This is a genomic window from Corynebacterium nasicanis, from assembly GCF_042658165.1.
In the GTDB taxonomy this organism is placed as follows: Bacteria; Actinomycetota; Actinomycetes; order Mycobacteriales; family Mycobacteriaceae; genus Corynebacterium; species Corynebacterium nasicanis.
Window position 1 is genome coordinate 132,049 of the sequence record NZ_JBHSQE010000004.1, and the last position, 14,565, is coordinate 146,613.

Consider the following 14,565-nt stretch of genomic DNA (forward strand, 5'->3'; position numbering starts at 1 on the left):
ATGGGCGGGTTCATGGCCGTGGCTCCTGGTTCTCGGGTGCTGGGTTGGAGCCGGTTCGAGGGGTTCGCCCGACCTTGACCTGTGGCTCTTCCTCTGGGGTCGGGGCTCTTGGGGTGCGCCCTACAGGGGCTGAAGCCTCCGGGGCCGGTGCTCGCAGTAAGTCGAGGAGCTCGGCCTCTGTCTCGGAGGCGCAGACTCCGTAGCTGGCGTGAGATGAGGCGTAGAGGTCACTGCCGTCTTGGATGGGTCGGGCTGGTGGGAGTGTGGTGGCGGAGAACCAGTCGGTGGCTTTCCCGCTTTGCATGAGGTTGGCGTAGATCTGGTACTTGCCGAGAAGCTGGAAGTCTGCTGGCTCGAGGGGACTCGCGCGCTTGGCAACTGCGGCGGCATCGTGGCCGCCGAGGCCGAACACAATTTTTGATCGGGTGTTGGCGTCGATGGCGGTTTGCATGGCTGGCGTGAGTTGATCCCGGTACTGGTTGGCGAGGATGAACCCCACCCCGAGCGACCGAGCCTGGGCCAGCGCGTCGGCGAGGTCGCCTGGGATGCCGGCGAGGAAGTCGTGAACCTCGTCGATGTACACAGTGACTGGGGTGCGCTTCCTGGCTGGCAGACTCTGGCGCTCCAGGATCTTCGTCCACAGGTGGCTGACCACCAGTGCGCCGAGGAGCTTGGCGGCCTCTGATCCCACTCGGCCCTTGTTGAGGCTGAGCAGGACAATCTTGCCGTCTGACAGCAGTTCATCGATCGAAAAGTGTGGCGAGGCCTGCCCCAGCATGGCGCGTAGCCCTGGGCGCAGGATGATTTGGCGCAGTTTGTTCAGGACTGGGGCGATCTCCTGGAACTGTCGCTCGGGCTTAAGGGCTTCGTAGCGCTGCCAGAAGTTGTCGACGCCGAGCGGATCGTCACTGTCCTTGAGTACCTTCTTCCTGAACTGCGGATTGGTCAGGAGCGGTTCCAGCCACAGCAGATTGGCGTCCGGGTGTCTAGCCAGAGTCAGCAGCGAGGCGCTGAGCACGTCGGCGGTGCGAATACCCCAGTTCTCCTTGAACAGAGCCTCGAAGGTCGACAGCAGACTGTCCGCAGCCACATGCGCTGTCTCAGGGGTAGTCGCCAGTGGGTTGAAACCCACCGGTGTCGGGCTGGTCGGATCCAGGATGACGACATCAGCGTGCCGATGAGCCGGGATACGCTCCAGGAGGTCGGAGACCAGATCACCCTTCGGGTCGATCACCAGCGTCCCGAGGCCAGCGTTGATATCGGCCAGGATGAGGTTCTCGAGCACCGTGGACTTTCCTGACCCCGTCGGCCCGAGAAGGTGCGAATGGAAGAGCGCGTCCTTGATGGGAATGCCCACTCGGTCGTCTCTGCCTGGAGCGTTGGCGATGGCAAAGCTCCGGGGTGTGGCGACCAAAGTTGGCGGAGGCAGGAGCTTCGGGTGCAGGTTGCCGATCAGGGGGAGTGGCGGCTCGCCGATCGGCCAACCAGACAGTCCCGGCAAGTCGCAGCTGCGAAACCTCAGCGTCCACCGCCAAGGCAGGCTGACCTTGTTCAGCCGAACCGGGGAATCTTCGCGCAGCGTGATCCGACTACCCGAGGCCTCCATGACCCGAAACAGCCCCAGCATCTGGTTGATCAGCTGGTACGAGCGCTTAATCGACGCCGTGCCGCTGACCCCGACCCGGAGATGCCCGTGTGCGCCGTGCAGATCATCAAGACCAGTCTTCGCACTGCGTGGCGCATTCTGGCGTGAACTCTTCGGAGGCGGAGATCCGACAGCGTGCTTGGCAGCCTGGGAGAGAAGTTCGATCCACCCTGCCTCGGTGGCTCGGGGATGGACTGGCGGCAGAATCCGGCGACCGATCAGGAGCTGGAGGCAGATCTCCTCACCATCTGCCAGTTGGCCCGCAGCCGAGAACATGGAGCGAATAACCGCATGCGTCCGGGCCGGGTCGGTGGAAGGTGGACTACCTTTGAGCTGGAAGCGACTGGCCATCTCGACTGGACGGCGAGGGTCTTTCGGTGCTGCCAGGTGGACATCGAGCTGGGAGCCAAGTAGCTGACTTATCTCGGCGATCTTGCCCTGGCGAGCGCCGATCAGCCAACGCATGCCAGTGTTGGTAGCTCTCGCCTCCAGCACGATGGTACCGAGCATCCCGTTGGCGCAGAGCTGCTCGAAGACGCTACTGGCGGTCGCGAGGTCGGTCATGTTGTTGAAGTAGATCTCGCGCCAGCAAAGCGCTGAGGCCTTCTTTCGAGTACTCACCGGTGGCTCGTGGCTTTGAGGGCTAGTGATGTCTGGGGCGTTCATGGCTGTTCTCCTTTCTTGCCTGTGGGCTGAGATTTCTTGGGTGTCTTTTTGCGCCTGCGTCGGCGCTTCGCCGATTGCTGAGCTTCGAGGGCGATAAGTACCAATGCCTTGGCGAGCTGATCGAGGTCGATGCCCTCCTGGACGATGGGGTCAATCCGGTGTGGCGGCGGGTGGGACTCATGGCTCATGGCTCGTCCCTCCTCACCAGTCGGTTCGACGCCTGAGCCACCAGATGACCAGCCAGAGACCTGCGCCCAGGACCGCCAGGCCCAGGAGCCACGGCCAGATGCAGCGCAGCAGATCGACGGCAAGGTTGAGGAGCAGAGCACTGGCGAAGAGCAACAGGCAGAAGCGGAAGATCTGCTCGATGAACGACTTCGGACTGGACGCGGGCAGCATGGCATCCTCCTAGGATTCGGGTGGTCATGACGGCTCTCCCGCCCGGTTTGGAGCGAAGCCCTGCGGGTTGGTGTCACTGGGAACCTCATACCCCCACGGGGCAAGCGAGATGGTCGAGGCGACTTCGTTGCCCCACACGTCCCAGTGGCTGGCAGTCGGGGAGGGACGCCTGGCGAAGAGCTCCAGGTAGTGGCCGGGACCTGCCACCCGCTCGATCATCTGGTGGATCTCCTCGGGCTTACGGGAGTGCTCCTGGAGCGGATACATCCCCCAGTTGGGCTGAGAGCGGAACTGGAACTTCGTGCCCTTACCCTTGACCCCGAGAAGTAGCAGCTCAGCCGCGTTACGGAAATATCCGCCGAGGGTGAACCGGGGCTTGATCCAGGAGTAGAAGGACTTGTAGGCAAAGCCCCAGTCATCCAGGATCTGCGCTCCGTAGGGCAAGGTGGCGGTAGTGACCCACATGAAGCAGAAGCTCTGCTCAGCGGCCAAAAATTTGATCGCCTCACCCATCTCGCTGATGCGCCCGAGGGGCATCAGGTCATAGTGTTCGCCGGCTCCGTGCTTGGACTTCTGGAAGACGTCCCAGGGCGGGTCAGCCAGCACGACCTTGTACCGGCCTCGCTTCGGCGGCGGGACCAGCATGGAACCGGGGGCTGCCGGCACGACGAGACCGTCGCTGGTGGTAGTCCATCGGGGCTGGAATGCCTGCTCAGTGGCCGGTCGGCCAGGCTGTTGCGGGGTGTGGTCAGTGGGGTGAGACATGGTGAATCCTCCTTGAGGTAGCGCCGATAAAGACGCGGGGTTAGTGGTTGGTGTGGGGTGAAACGTGGTAGGAGCGGAGGCGGTCTCGACGCTGCAACGGGGGCGTTTCTTGGAGGCCATTACGGGGCAAATTCTCTGGAAAGTAAAGACCTCAAAACGCACTGCTTAGTTTCGGCGCGACAGGGGTTGACAGATGTAGCGGATTGTTTTGTGGCTACCGAAAGTGATCGCCGTATTTTTCACTACACCCCGGAAGGAACGGGTCTTTCGAGGATGAGTGAGGTCAGGTCCGCGGTAGTTGAGAGTCGCCTGGTTACCGGTGTCGAGCACGCCAGGCAGCGTTGTCGAGGTCGATACGGGCTTGGATGTAGTCGAGGGTTAGATCGAGGCTGGGATCTCGGGCCGGCTCACTGAGGTGGTCGAGCTGGTAGTCACTAGTCAGCGCCAGGGTGATCATGGAAATGATGATGGCGAGAGCAAGAGTCACAAGTACCCAGGGAGTCGTCGAGAAGAGCAGAAGCAGCAGGGTGACTGTCATGAGGCCGATGGAGACAAGGCCGAGGAACTGGATCACTGGAATCGTCTCCCGGCGACTCGGTTGGCTGCGTTGGCGGCATAGTTCCTGATGATGGGTTCCAGGTAGGAGGCTGCTTCGGGGCAGTCCTGGAGGTGCTGCTTGGCTCGGTTGACTAGTGCTGTCGTGTGCTCCATGGCCTGGTCTGCCAGGCGGGCTTCGGTGAGGTCCCGGAAGTGCTGGAGATCGGCATCGGCCTTGATCTGGGCGGCCTCGAAGCGGGTGTGGCGGTCGAGGGCATCGAATTCGTCCGCTCGGGCGACTTGGCGGCGGTTGCCGCCGAATGGCATGAGGTTAGACATGGTCTTATGTCCTTTCCTGAAGACCCCGTTACGAAGGGACCGGTCACAGCGGTTGCGACTGGATTCAGGTTAAAACGACCATCTAGCTGCAAGAAAGCATAAGCATGATAACAACCTCTAGGCTCTAGGTCATGGAGGAGCAGTTGCCTTACCCCGACCACGAGATGATGTTCGCGGAGCCGCTTCCGGAAGAGTGGCAAGAATTCGTCGATCTACGCGAAGACCTGCTTTTGAACTACCGCTACAACACTGCTCGCTCCTACTGGAACGACCTGACGGAATGGTTCTTCTGGGCGATCGAACGAGACAAGGATGTCTTGGAGCTGAGCGACAAGGATAAAAAGCAGTACGTCGCCCTCCTCAGACGACGGAAATATAGCGAGAATACGATCCGACGCAGATTAGTAACTTTGGGCTTGCTCTATAGGCTGAGGGAAGAGCGGCGCGCCGATAAGGGGAATGAATGAGGCATTGGAATTCCAGTCTCGGTCGAAGACGATCCAGTCAACGTAGCCGTCCAGGCCTGGGTTGCGGCTCTCGGAGGCGCTCATGAGCACGACGCTACGAAGCATTACCCGGCAGGGTCGCCCCCTGGAGTGGACGAAGTTCCACCGCTTGCGTGTTCGAACATGGCGACCTCTCCGAGAGGTGTGTGGACTCGTGGACATAGTTAACAAAACCCCAGTTCGGAGGTATAATCAAAACATTGACGACCAACCCAGGGGTGAAGCTACAGTCCGCCACTTCACACCTGACGAGGGCAGTTCCCGGCAACCATGTCGGTGGCGATCAGTAGAGTCAACTACCTAACAAGATTTAGACCACCCAGCGTGGAGGAGAAAACCGCAAGATGAGCCTGAGAGTCCAACAAGCATCAATTAACGCCGAGTCGTCGAAGGTGGTGACGTGGTAGTGGCTCTCAAGAAGTCTGATCTTTATAGCTCCCTCTGGAAGAGTGCCGATGAGCTGCGCGGCGGCATGGACGCCAGCCAGTACAAGGACTACGTCCTAACGCTGCTCTTCGTAAAGTACGTCTCGGATAAGGCCAAGAGCGATCCTTACAGCCTGATCGAGGTTCCCGAGGGTGGCTCTTTCGATGATCTGGTTGCCGTGAAGGGTGCCCCGGACATCGGCGAGAAGATGAACATCGCCATCCGCCGGCTGGCTGAGGAGAACGACCTACAGGGCGTGATCAACAACGCCGACTTCGATGACCCAAACAAATTGGGCGAAGGCAAGGCGATGCAGGATCGCCTGACCAACCTCATTAGCATCTTCCAGGACATCGACTTCACTGGTTCGCGTGCTGAAGGTGACGACCTGCTCGGGGATGCGTATGAGTACCTCATGCGGCATTTTGCGACAGAGTCCGGCAAGAGCAAGGGCCAGTTCTACACCCCAGCTGAGGTTTCCAGGATCATGGCTCAGGTACTGGAAATCCCGAAGGATGCTCCTCGCTCCACCACCGTTTATGACCCGACCTGTGGATCTGGTTCGCTGTTGATCAAGGTGGCAGACTCTGCGCCCAACGGCTTGTCGATCTATGGCCAGGAGAAGGATAACGCCACCTGGGCGTTGTCTCGAATGAACATGATCCTGCACGGCAACGAGACGCATGACATCCGCCAGGGAGACACGCTCTCTGATCCAAAGTTCCTCAAGGGTGAGCAGCTGCAGACCTTCGACTACTTCGTGGCTAACCCGCCGTTCTCCGTAAAGACCTGGAAGAATGGTTTCGACAAAGAGTACGGACGGTTCGACGGTTTCGCTGAACCGCCGGAGAAGAACGGTGACTACGCATTCCTACTTCACATGGTGAAGTCTCTTAAGTCTGATGGCAGGGGAGCGGTGATTCTTCCCCACGGAGTGCTCTTCCGTGGCAACACTGAGGCCCAGATCCGTGAAGAGCTGATCAGGCGTGGCCTGATTAAGGCGATCATTGGATTGCCGGCCAACCTATTCTACGGAACTGGCATTCCGGCGTGCATCATCGTTATCGATAAGAAGGAAGCGGCTAACCGGACGGGCATCTTTATGATCGATGCCTCCAAGGGGTTTGAGAAGGACGGCGCTAAGAACCGTCTGCGTCCTCGTGATATGCGCAAGATCATCGACACCTACCTCGCCGGTGAGGAAGTCGAGCGTTACGCACGGATGGTGCCGCTGTCGGAGATCTCCGATGCGAAGAACAAATACAACCTCAACATTCCGCGCTATATCGACACCTCTGAACCTGAAGACATCCAGGATCTGGAAGCCCACCTTAAGGGCGGGATCCCGAATCGGGATCTGGATGCGTTAGGGGAACACTGGGATGCTTTCCCGAACCTGCGTGACGAGCTGTTTCGACCTCTCCGCGAGGGATATTCAGAGCTCACAGTGGAGCCCGAGCAGGTAGCCAAGGTGATTGAGGAGTCGGAGGACGTCAGGGCTTTTACCTCGACTGTCTCCAAGGCTGTTGAGGACTGGTGGAACTCTCACCGAGGCCAGCTGGAGGCGATTGACTCCCAGACCAGGCCTCAGCAGCTGATCGAGGATCTCGGTGACGACCTGTTGGAGAAGTTTCGCGGTCGTCCGCTGATCAGCGAGTACAGCGTGTACGAGCAGCTGATGAGCTACTGGAACGACACCATGCATGACGACGTCACACTGATCGTCGGGTCCGGCTGGGTTGAAGCCGCGCAACCTCGTGAAGCGCGGATCACTGGCTACGACAACAAGAAGAAGCCAAAGTACGAGAGTGCCGATCTAGTCTTTGGAACTGGAGTCAAGGCACAGCGCTGGGTAACTGACCTGATCCCGCCGGCGCTGATCATCGACCGGTACTTCGCCGACGAGAAGGCCGAGCTCGATCGCCTCACTGCGGAGCAAGAACGCATCAGCCAGGAGCTCAAAGAGTATATCGAGGAGCACGCCGTAGAGGAAGGGCTGCTGTGGGAGGCCGTCAACGATGCTGGTGGCGTCAAGGTAAAGGATGCCCGTGACCGATTGAAGACTGCCAAGCTAGAAGACGCCGAAGCCGACGAGATTGCCGCGCTGAACACGGTGATCAAGCTGTTTACGGCAGAGACGGCAGCAAAGAAGTCAATCAAGGATGGAATGTTGCAGCTGGATAGGAAGGTGATCGCCATGTACGCCAGGCTCTCCGAGGGGGAAATCCAGGAGCTGGTGGTCGGCGACAAGTGGCAGACTGTCGTCGCAGGTCGGTTTGCTAGTGAGGTCGCCAACCTAACTCATGATTTGATGAGTCGGATCCGGGGTCTTGGCGAACGCTACGGCGAGACTGTCGGGGCTATCGCTAAAGAGGTTGCACGATTTGAGGAGCGGATGACGAGCAATCTGGGCTCAATGGGGGTGACTCGATGATCAGCTCGGGCTGGAGGAAAGCAAGAATCGGTGAGATCGCGGAAGTAAAGGGTGGAAAGCGCCTACCTGCTGGTTACTATCTTCAAGCTACTCCAACTCACCGCCCTTATATTCGAGTTGCTGATATGCGGGTTGGCGGTGTTGATCAATCGGATATCAAGTACGTACCAGAGGGCGCAATTTCTCGTATACAGAATTATCGGATCTATAAAGACGACATCTTTATAAGCGTCGCAGGAACGCTGGGAATTGTTGGACGAGTCCCGATTTCTCTAGACGGTGCGAATCTTACGGAAAATGCAGATCGACTCACAAACATTAAATGCGATGTTGCGTATCTGATGTACGCCCTCCAAAGCAATCCTATTCAGGATGAAATTGATTCGATACGAACAGTCGGTGCTCAGCCCAAACTTGCGCTGAGCAGAATTCGATCGTTTGAAATCTTGATGCCATCTGATCAAGCGGAGCAATCGAGGGTATCGCGAGCTCTGTCCGATACTGATGACCTGATCGAATCTCTCGAACGCCTTATCTCAAAAAAGAAGGCGATCAAGCAGGGCATGATGCAGGAACTCCTCACTGGTCGTACTCGCCTGTCAGGCTTCACTGAGCCATGGACAAATATCGTCTTGGGTGACGTTGCACGATTCGGCAAAGGGTCTGGACTGCCGAAATCAGCACTAACTTCATCAGGATTCACTCCTTGCATCCACTACGGCGAACTCTTCACTCATTACGGTCCAGAGATTATTCACGTCACAAGTCGTACAAACCTGACTGACCGAATGGTAGTTTCAGAGGATTTTGATGTCTTAATGCCTACGTCTGACGTGACCCCTCGCGGCCTTGCGAAAGCGAGCTCAATTCACGAACGCGGAGTCGTGCTAGGCGGCGATATTATGATTATTCGACCCGATAAAGGTAGGGCACACGGACCATTCCTTGCACACGCAATCCGACATGATGCGAACCAAGTACTTCAGTTTGTACGTGGTTCAACCGTGTACCATCTCTACGCCGCTGATATGCAGAACTTCACGCTCGCTATCCCTTCAGTTGAGGAACAACGAGTCATCGCACAGGTGCTTCGAGATGCAGATTATGAGATTGACACTCTGCATCGGCGCCTTGAGTCCGCCCGCAACATCAAGCAGGGCATGATGCAGGAACTCCTCACTGGTCGTACTCGCCTACCCGTCGAGGAGGTTTCTTCATGAGTCTGGTTGGACAGCGTGAGCGTGCCACGCAGGATCGCGTCGTAGACATCCTGTCTAGACAGCTCGGGTATGAGTATGCCGGGGATTGGAAGGACCGGGCCAACTCCAACGTCGAGCAAGAGCTGTTGCGCCAGAATCTGCTGGCACGTGGCTACGAAGAGGACTTGGTACGGCGTGCTATCGAGCAACTTCGTAAGGTTGCTTCGCTGCCGGCGGGCGGTTCGCTTTACGAGGCCAACCGCAAGGTCTACAGCCTGCTGCGCTACGGAGTGAAGGTAAAGCGCAGCGCCTCGGAAAACTTCGAGACGATCTGGCTTATCGACTGGGACAACCCGGAAGCTAACCATTTCGTGGTGGCCGAAGAGGTCTCGATCAAGGGCAAGAACACCAAACGTCCAGATGTCGTGCTCTACGTCAACGGTATCGCTCTCGGCGTCATTGAACTCAAACGCTCCAAGGTCAGCGTTGGTGACGGCATTCGTCAGCATCTGGGCAATCAAAAAGCGGACTTCGTTCGTCCTTTCTTCACCACGGTCCAGCTACTGTTCGCTGGCAATGACGTCGAGGGGCTTCGCTACGGCGTGATCGAGACGCCAGAGAAGTACTGGCTGGAGTGGAAAGAGCCAAGCGAGGTTGAGAAACCTCTCGATCGTGGCCTGCTTCAGATGGCGAACAAGCAGCGCTTCCTTGAACTTATCCATGACTTCATCGTCTTCGATTCGGGCGTGAAGAAAACCGCCCGACACAACCAGTACTTCGGTGTCAAGGCTGCTCAGGAGCGTATCGCTCGCCGCGAAGGCGGCATCATTTGGCACACCCAAGGGTCAGGTAAGAGCTTGACGATGGTGTGGTTGGCGAAGTGGATCCGGGAGAACCAGCGCGAGGCCCGTGTCTTAGTGATCACCGACCGCACCGAACTCGATGAGCAGATCGAGAAGGTTTTTGCTGGCGTCGATGAGACCATCGAACGGTCGACGTCTGGAGCCGGCATGATCGGCATGCTCAACCGGAACCAGCCCTGGCTGATGTGCTCACTGGTGCATAAGTTCCGGGGTGATGACGAGAAGGATCAGGGCGACACGGAAGACTTCGTGCGTCAGCTCAAGAAGCCCCTGCTTGAGGGGTTTAGCCCGAAGGGTAATCTCTTTGTCTTTGTCGATGAGGCTCACCGCACCCAGAGCGGCAAGCTCCACAGTGCGATGAAAGAGTTGCTGCCGAACGCGATGTTCATCGGCTTTACCGGCACGCCTCTTCTTAAGAAGGACAAGGCCTCCAGTATTGAGACTTTCGGCTCCTACATCCACACCTACAAATTCGATGAAGCTGTTGAAGATGGCGTGGTTCTGGACCTTCGGTACGAGGCTCGAGACATCGAGCAGAAACTCACGAGTCCGGAGCGGGTCGATGAGTGGTTCCAAATCCACACCCAGGGCATGACCGATCTGACAAAGCACCAGCTGAAGAAACGGTGGGCAACGATCAAGGAGGTCGAGTCCGCTGAGCCGCGCGCTCGGAAGATCGCGGCAGACATTCTGATGGATATGGCTAGGATGCCTCGCCTGATGGATGGCCGAGGCAACGCTATGCTGGTGTGTTCGAGTGTCTACCAGGCCTGCAAGTTCTACGACATCTTCAGCCGCAGTGAACTCGCCGGCAAGGTCGCCATCGTGACGAGCTATGAGCCGAACGCATCCAAGATCTCCAAGGAAGACTCCGGGGCCGGCAAGAACGAGGAGATCGTCAAGTACGACATCTACCGTCGGATGCTCGCCGACTACTTCCAGACCGACGCCGACGATGCTGTCAAGCGGATTGACGAGTTTGAAAAGAGTGTCAAGGAGACGTTTATCAAGCATCCCGGCCAGATGCGGCTGCTTATTGTGGTCGATAAACTCCTGACCGGCTTTGATGCACCGAGTGCGACCTATCTCTACATCGATAAAAACATGCAGGATCACGGCCTCTTCCAGGCAATTTGTCGCGTGAACCGGCTCGATGGTGACGATAAAGAGTACGGCTATATCGTCGACTACCGAGATCTGTTCAAGTCCCTGGAGGATGCGGTTTCTGACTACACCTCTGAAGCCTTCGCAGACTACGACGAAGAAGATGTAGAAGGCCTGCTCAAGGATCGTATTGAGCAGGAGCGCCAAGACCTGGATGAATCTCTGGAGATGGTGCGAGCACTGTGCGAGCCAGTGTCTCCGCCGAAGGGCACGCTGCAGTACCAGCACTATTTCTGTGCGATGGAGAGCGGCAACGCTGAGCAGCTCAAGGCCAACGAACCTAAGCGTGTCGACCTATACAAGGGAGTGGCGAGCCTGGTTCGCGCCTACGCCAACCTAGCCAATCGAATGGCTGATGCCGGGTACTCCCAGAGCGAAGCGGAATCTATCAAGCAGCAGGTCAAGCACTTCGTCGATGTCCGCGACGAGGTGAAGCTCGGCGCTGGCGAGAATGTTGACCTCAAGCAGTTCGAGGCTGGCATGCGTGCGCTGCTTGATACCTACATCCAGGCGGACGCCTCACGAAACCTGGCGACCTTTGACCAGGGCCTCGTCCACCTCATCGTCGAGCACGGGGTCGGAGCCATCGAGAAACTCCCCGAGAGCATCCGCAAGGATCCAAAAGCGGCTGCCGAGACCATTGTCAACAACGTCCGTAAGACGATTGTTGATGAGCAGGCGATGAATCCGAAGTACTACGAGTCGATGTCGACGCTCCTGGACGCCTTGATCGAGCAGCGCCGTGAGGCCGTCATCGACTACCAGGAGTACCTCCTTAAATTGGTCGAGTTTACTCAGCGACTAGCCAAGGGAGAGTCGGAGCAGAAGTACCCGAAGTGGGCAGATAGTTCTGCCCGCCGCGCCCTGATCGACTTCGCATGGCCGGAGGGCATCGAAGTCGATGTCGAGCGGGTCTACCGCACGATCCAGCGCAACAAGGAGCATGGCTGGTCTGGAGATAAGACCAAGCAGAAGTCTTTGATGCGTACTCTCGCGCTCAACTTCCCTGGGCTCCTGCAACCTGCTGACATGAAGGAGCTTCTTAAGCTATTGGCGATGCATGATGAATTCCGCTAGTTCCTACCTCACTGTTTCTGGTTTCGATGTTGAGCTGGTCTACAAGGACATCAAGAACATGCACTTGTCGGTGTATCCGCCGATGGGTCGTGTTCGGGTAGCTGCGCCCGCTCGGTTAGATGAGGACACCATTCGTCGGGCTATCATACAACGCCTGCCATGGATCCGGCGGGAACGAAATCGTCTCCAGAACGCTAACCGGCAATCCAAGCGACAGATGGTCTCCGGGGAGAGCCACTATGTCTGGGGTAAGCGCTATCGTCTGGATGTTTCGAGGCATAGCGGGAACCCTAAGGTGGTCGTCTCAGGAGATATTCTCTGGCTCTATTCCCTGGAAGGATCGACGCCAGAGGATAGGTTTGGCATTCTCGATCGCTGGTACCGCCGGGAACTTAAGGCGGCGCTGCCGGCTCTGGTCGAGAAGTGGGAGTCTGCGATGGGTGTGAGAGCTAACCAGATTACGGTCAAGCGCATGAAAACTAAGTGGGGGTCCTGCAACCCAGATAGTCGGAACATCTGGTTCAACCCGGAGTTAGCGAAGAAGAACCCACGGAGCTTGGAGTATCTCGTAGTTCACGAACTAGCTCACTTAATCGAGCGAAGCCATAACGAGAAGTTCGTAGCCATCATGGATCGGTATTTACCGGACTGGACTGCGCGACGAGATGAACTTAACGATGCCCCTCTGGCGGCAGAAGATTGGAGCGGAAGCATTGGCGACTGAAAGCGACGCCGCCACAGCGATGTGGTTGGAGACGGTTCGAATCAAGGGATTCAGATCATGCGAGGACACGGAAGTAGCGCTTAGTCCTGGTCTCACCCTTCTGGTCGGAGAGAACAACGCGGGCAAGTCCAACATCATTGATGCCCTGCGTCTAGCAACGACTCCACTGAGTGGACGTCGGACGAGGTATTTCGAGGTTGACGACCCGTCGATCGGGTCCACCTCTAACCCGGATATCGAGCTTGTTTTCGCGGACGGAGACAGTTTCCAGCAGGCATTGTTCATCGGTGCGTTGGATCTCAAAACTAAGAAGATTCACCACCATGTCCGCTATTTTCCGCCGACTGATCAACACCCGCGCGGTCGGACCGAGCGCTTGGCAGGGCCGGTCGCCTCTCCAGACCCAGAATCGGAGGTTCGGTCGAAGATCAATCACGTTTACCTGGAGCCGCTACGCGACGCGAAGCGGGAGTTGGATTCCGGCAACGGTCGCCGCCTGGGGGCGGTTCTTCGCTACTTGCTCAATGAGGAAGACAAAGAGGCATTCTTGGAGGAGGCCCGTGCCGCTACCGATGGGCTTTCGGGCAGCAGAGCCGTTCAAGGGGTGAGCGAGAAGATTCAGGAGCATCTATCCTCGCTGACCGATGCCGTGCGTGGACAACAGGTGGCACTCGGATTCGAGCAGCCTTCCTTGGAGCATCTTGCCCGCGGTCTGCGTCTCAAGATGGCAGAACATGGAATAGATGTAACTGACCTTGCATCGTCTGGATTGGGCTACGCTAACCTCCTGTTCATGTCAACGGTTTTGCTCGAGCTGCAGGAGGCTAACCTGTCAGAGCTCACCCTCTTGCTAGTAGAGGAGCCGGAAGCGCACCTACATCCACAACTCCAAGGTGTTTTGCTTGATTTTCTCCTTGAGCAAGCGGAGCAATCCGTTCAACAGGCCCAAGAAGGGCAGCCTGCCGGGCGGATTCAAGTCGTCGCGACGACACATTCTCCGAACCTGGCCAGTTCGGTTGGCCTGGAAAGAACCGTCGTCATCCGTCCGACTATGCGCGCCAATCGGAGTAACACGGCAGCGCTAGCTCTGAAACAGGTCAATTTTGACGATGAGAACGACCGAAGGAAAATCGACCAGTATTTGGACGTGACTCGGTCCGATCTGTTGTTTACCCAGCGGGTCATCCTTGTTGAGGGAATCTCTGAGGCGGTATTGCTCCCGGCGCTTGCGAAGCACTGCGTTTTTGATCGGACGGACAAAGAACAGGCCAAGCGGCTCCGGCGGTTTAACGCCACACCCATCGTCAACCTCGGTTCGGTGGACTTCCGTCCATACCTCAGGCTGCTCCTACACGACTTCGGTGAGGGGATGCGTCTCGCGGATAAGGTGATCGCGCTTACAGACGAGGACCCGCAGATCGGAGATGAGGAAACCAAGAGCATCAACAGATCTTCGGACCTTAAGAATATCGCCCGTGGCTGGGACGCTGACAGCATATTGAATGTGCAGACGTCGGACTTCACACTGGAGGCGAGTTTGCTAACTGGCTCGAGTGTAAATAACAGAGTTCTTAAGGAGGCATTCCGAAAACAGCACCCCCGCTCGATGGGGAAGTGGGAAGCCATCGAGGAGGCGTCTGAGCCGGCGCGGGAGATGTATCGGAGACTCCAAGCTAAGAAGGCTGCGGAGAATCTAGGTATCAGCAAGGGTCAGTTTGCTCACGACGTCGCAATTGCTATATCCAATCCAGGGGTGGACTTTGATTGCCCAGCTCAACTCAGAGCTGCGATCGAGGCCGCGGCCGAAGATTAGGGGCGTGG

General features: G+C 57.5%; 12 protein-coding genes. 6 read left to right on the forward strand and 6 right to left on the reverse strand.

The window, feature by feature from the left end; translation table 11 throughout:
- Positions 1 to 10: 10 nt before the first annotated feature.
- The 6 genes from ACFPUZ_RS07050 to ACFPUZ_RS07075 form a co-directional block, all read right to left on the reverse strand.
- The gene (locus ACFPUZ_RS07050; protein WP_377001075.1) at positions 11 to 2,311 is read right to left on the reverse strand and encodes a type IV secretory system conjugative DNA transfer family protein; all 2,301 of its coding nucleotides are present in this window, start codon (positions 2,309 to 2,311) and stop codon (positions 11 to 13) included.
- Positions 2,308 to 2,499: a hypothetical protein gene (locus ACFPUZ_RS07055; RefSeq protein WP_377001076.1), complete on the reverse strand. Its 192-nt coding sequence runs from the start codon at positions 2,497 to 2,499 to the stop codon at positions 2,308 to 2,310. The genes ACFPUZ_RS07050 and ACFPUZ_RS07055 overlap by 4 nt, the downstream gene beginning before the upstream one ends.
- A gap of 13 nt (positions 2,500 to 2,512) precedes the next feature.
- On the reverse strand, positions 2,513 to 2,710 hold the full coding sequence (locus tag ACFPUZ_RS07060; protein ID WP_377001077.1) for a hypothetical protein: 198 nt from the start codon (positions 2,708 to 2,710) through the stop codon (positions 2,513 to 2,515).
- A 24-nt stretch (positions 2,711 to 2,734) separates the two neighbouring features.
- On the reverse strand, positions 2,735 to 3,475 hold the full coding sequence (locus ACFPUZ_RS07065) for an MT-A70 family methyltransferase (protein ID WP_377001078.1): 741 nt from the start codon (positions 3,473 to 3,475) through the stop codon (positions 2,735 to 2,737).
- 313 nt (positions 3,476 to 3,788) lie between these two features.
- Entirely contained in the window at positions 3,789 to 4,049 is a 261-nt protein-coding gene (locus ACFPUZ_RS07070) for a hypothetical protein (protein ID WP_377001079.1), read from the reverse strand.
- Positions 4,046 to 4,351 carry a hypothetical protein gene (locus tag ACFPUZ_RS07075; RefSeq protein WP_377001080.1) on the reverse strand — a complete coding sequence of 102 codons (306 nt, stop codon included), beginning with the start codon at positions 4,349 to 4,351 and terminating at the stop codon, positions 4,046 to 4,048. Before ACFPUZ_RS07075 ends, ACFPUZ_RS07070 begins: the two co-directional genes overlap by 4 nt.
- Positions 4,352 to 4,482: 131 nt before the next feature.
- Between ACFPUZ_RS07075 and ACFPUZ_RS07080 the strand changes: the two genes are divergently transcribed.
- The 6 genes from ACFPUZ_RS07080 to ACFPUZ_RS07105 all read left to right on the forward strand — a co-directional run bounded on the left by ACFPUZ_RS07080 (position 4,483) and on the right by ACFPUZ_RS07105 (position 14,557).
- Positions 4,483 to 4,818 (forward strand): site-specific integrase, encoded by a 336-nt coding sequence (locus ACFPUZ_RS07080; protein WP_377001082.1) that lies wholly within the window; start codon positions 4,483 to 4,485, stop codon positions 4,816 to 4,818.
- Positions 4,819 to 5,263: 445 nt separating this feature from the next.
- Positions 5,264 to 7,717, forward strand: coding sequence for a type I restriction-modification system subunit M (locus ACFPUZ_RS07085; protein WP_377001083.1), 2,454 nt, complete (start codon positions 5,264 to 5,266; stop codon positions 7,715 to 7,717).
- Positions 7,714 to 8,937 carry a restriction endonuclease subunit S gene (locus ACFPUZ_RS07090; protein WP_377001085.1) on the forward strand — a complete coding sequence of 408 codons (1,224 nt, stop codon included), beginning with the start codon at positions 7,714 to 7,716 and terminating at the stop codon, positions 8,935 to 8,937. The genes ACFPUZ_RS07085 and ACFPUZ_RS07090 overlap by 4 nt, the downstream gene beginning before the upstream one ends.
- Positions 8,934 to 12,020 (forward strand): type I restriction endonuclease subunit R, encoded by a 3,087-nt coding sequence (locus ACFPUZ_RS07095; protein WP_303376208.1) that lies wholly within the window; start codon positions 8,934 to 8,936, stop codon positions 12,018 to 12,020. Before ACFPUZ_RS07090 ends, ACFPUZ_RS07095 begins: the two co-directional genes overlap by 4 nt.
- On the forward strand, positions 12,004 to 12,744 hold the full coding sequence (locus ACFPUZ_RS07100) for a M48 family metallopeptidase (protein WP_377001087.1): 741 nt from the start codon (positions 12,004 to 12,006) through the stop codon (positions 12,742 to 12,744). Before ACFPUZ_RS07095 ends, ACFPUZ_RS07100 begins: the two co-directional genes overlap by 17 nt.
- Positions 12,698 to 14,557 (forward strand): ATP-dependent nuclease, encoded by a 1,860-nt coding sequence (locus ACFPUZ_RS07105; RefSeq protein WP_303376206.1) that lies wholly within the window; start codon positions 12,698 to 12,700, stop codon positions 14,555 to 14,557. Before ACFPUZ_RS07100 ends, ACFPUZ_RS07105 begins: the two co-directional genes overlap by 47 nt.
- Positions 14,558 to 14,565: the final 8 nt, after the last annotated feature.

Coding starts and splice junctions, on each gene's coding strand:
- ACFPUZ_RS07050 (WP_377001075.1), bottom strand. CDS start 2,311: ATGAACGCCCCAGACATCACTAGCCCTCAAAGCCACGAGCCACCGGTG.
- ACFPUZ_RS07055 (WP_377001076.1), bottom strand. CDS start 2,499: ATGAGCCATGAGTCCCACCCGCCGCCACACCGGATTGACCCCATCGTC.
- ACFPUZ_RS07060 (WP_377001077.1), bottom strand. CDS start 2,710: ATGCTGCCCGCGTCCAGTCCGAAGTCGTTCATCGAGCAGATCTTCCGC.
- ACFPUZ_RS07065 (WP_377001078.1), bottom strand. CDS start 3,475: ATGTCTCACCCCACTGACCACACCCCGCAACAGCCTGGCCGACCGGCC.
- ACFPUZ_RS07075 (WP_377001080.1), bottom strand. CDS start 4,351: ATGTCTAACCTCATGCCATTCGGCGGCAACCGCCGCCAAGTCGCCCGA.
- ACFPUZ_RS07080 (WP_377001082.1), top strand. CDS start 4,483: ATGGAGGAGCAGTTGCCTTACCCCGACCACGAGATGATGTTCGCGGAG.
- ACFPUZ_RS07090 (WP_377001085.1), top strand. CDS start 7,714: ATGATCAGCTCGGGCTGGAGGAAAGCAAGAATCGGTGAGATCGCGGAA.
- ACFPUZ_RS07095 (WP_303376208.1), top strand. CDS start 8,934: ATGAGTCTGGTTGGACAGCGTGAGCGTGCCACGCAGGATCGCGTCGTA.
- ACFPUZ_RS07100 (WP_377001087.1), top strand. CDS start 12,004: ATGATGAATTCCGCTAGTTCCTACCTCACTGTTTCTGGTTTCGATGTT.
- ACFPUZ_RS07105 (WP_303376206.1), top strand. CDS start 12,698: ATGCCCCTCTGGCGGCAGAAGATTGGAGCGGAAGCATTGGCGACTGAA.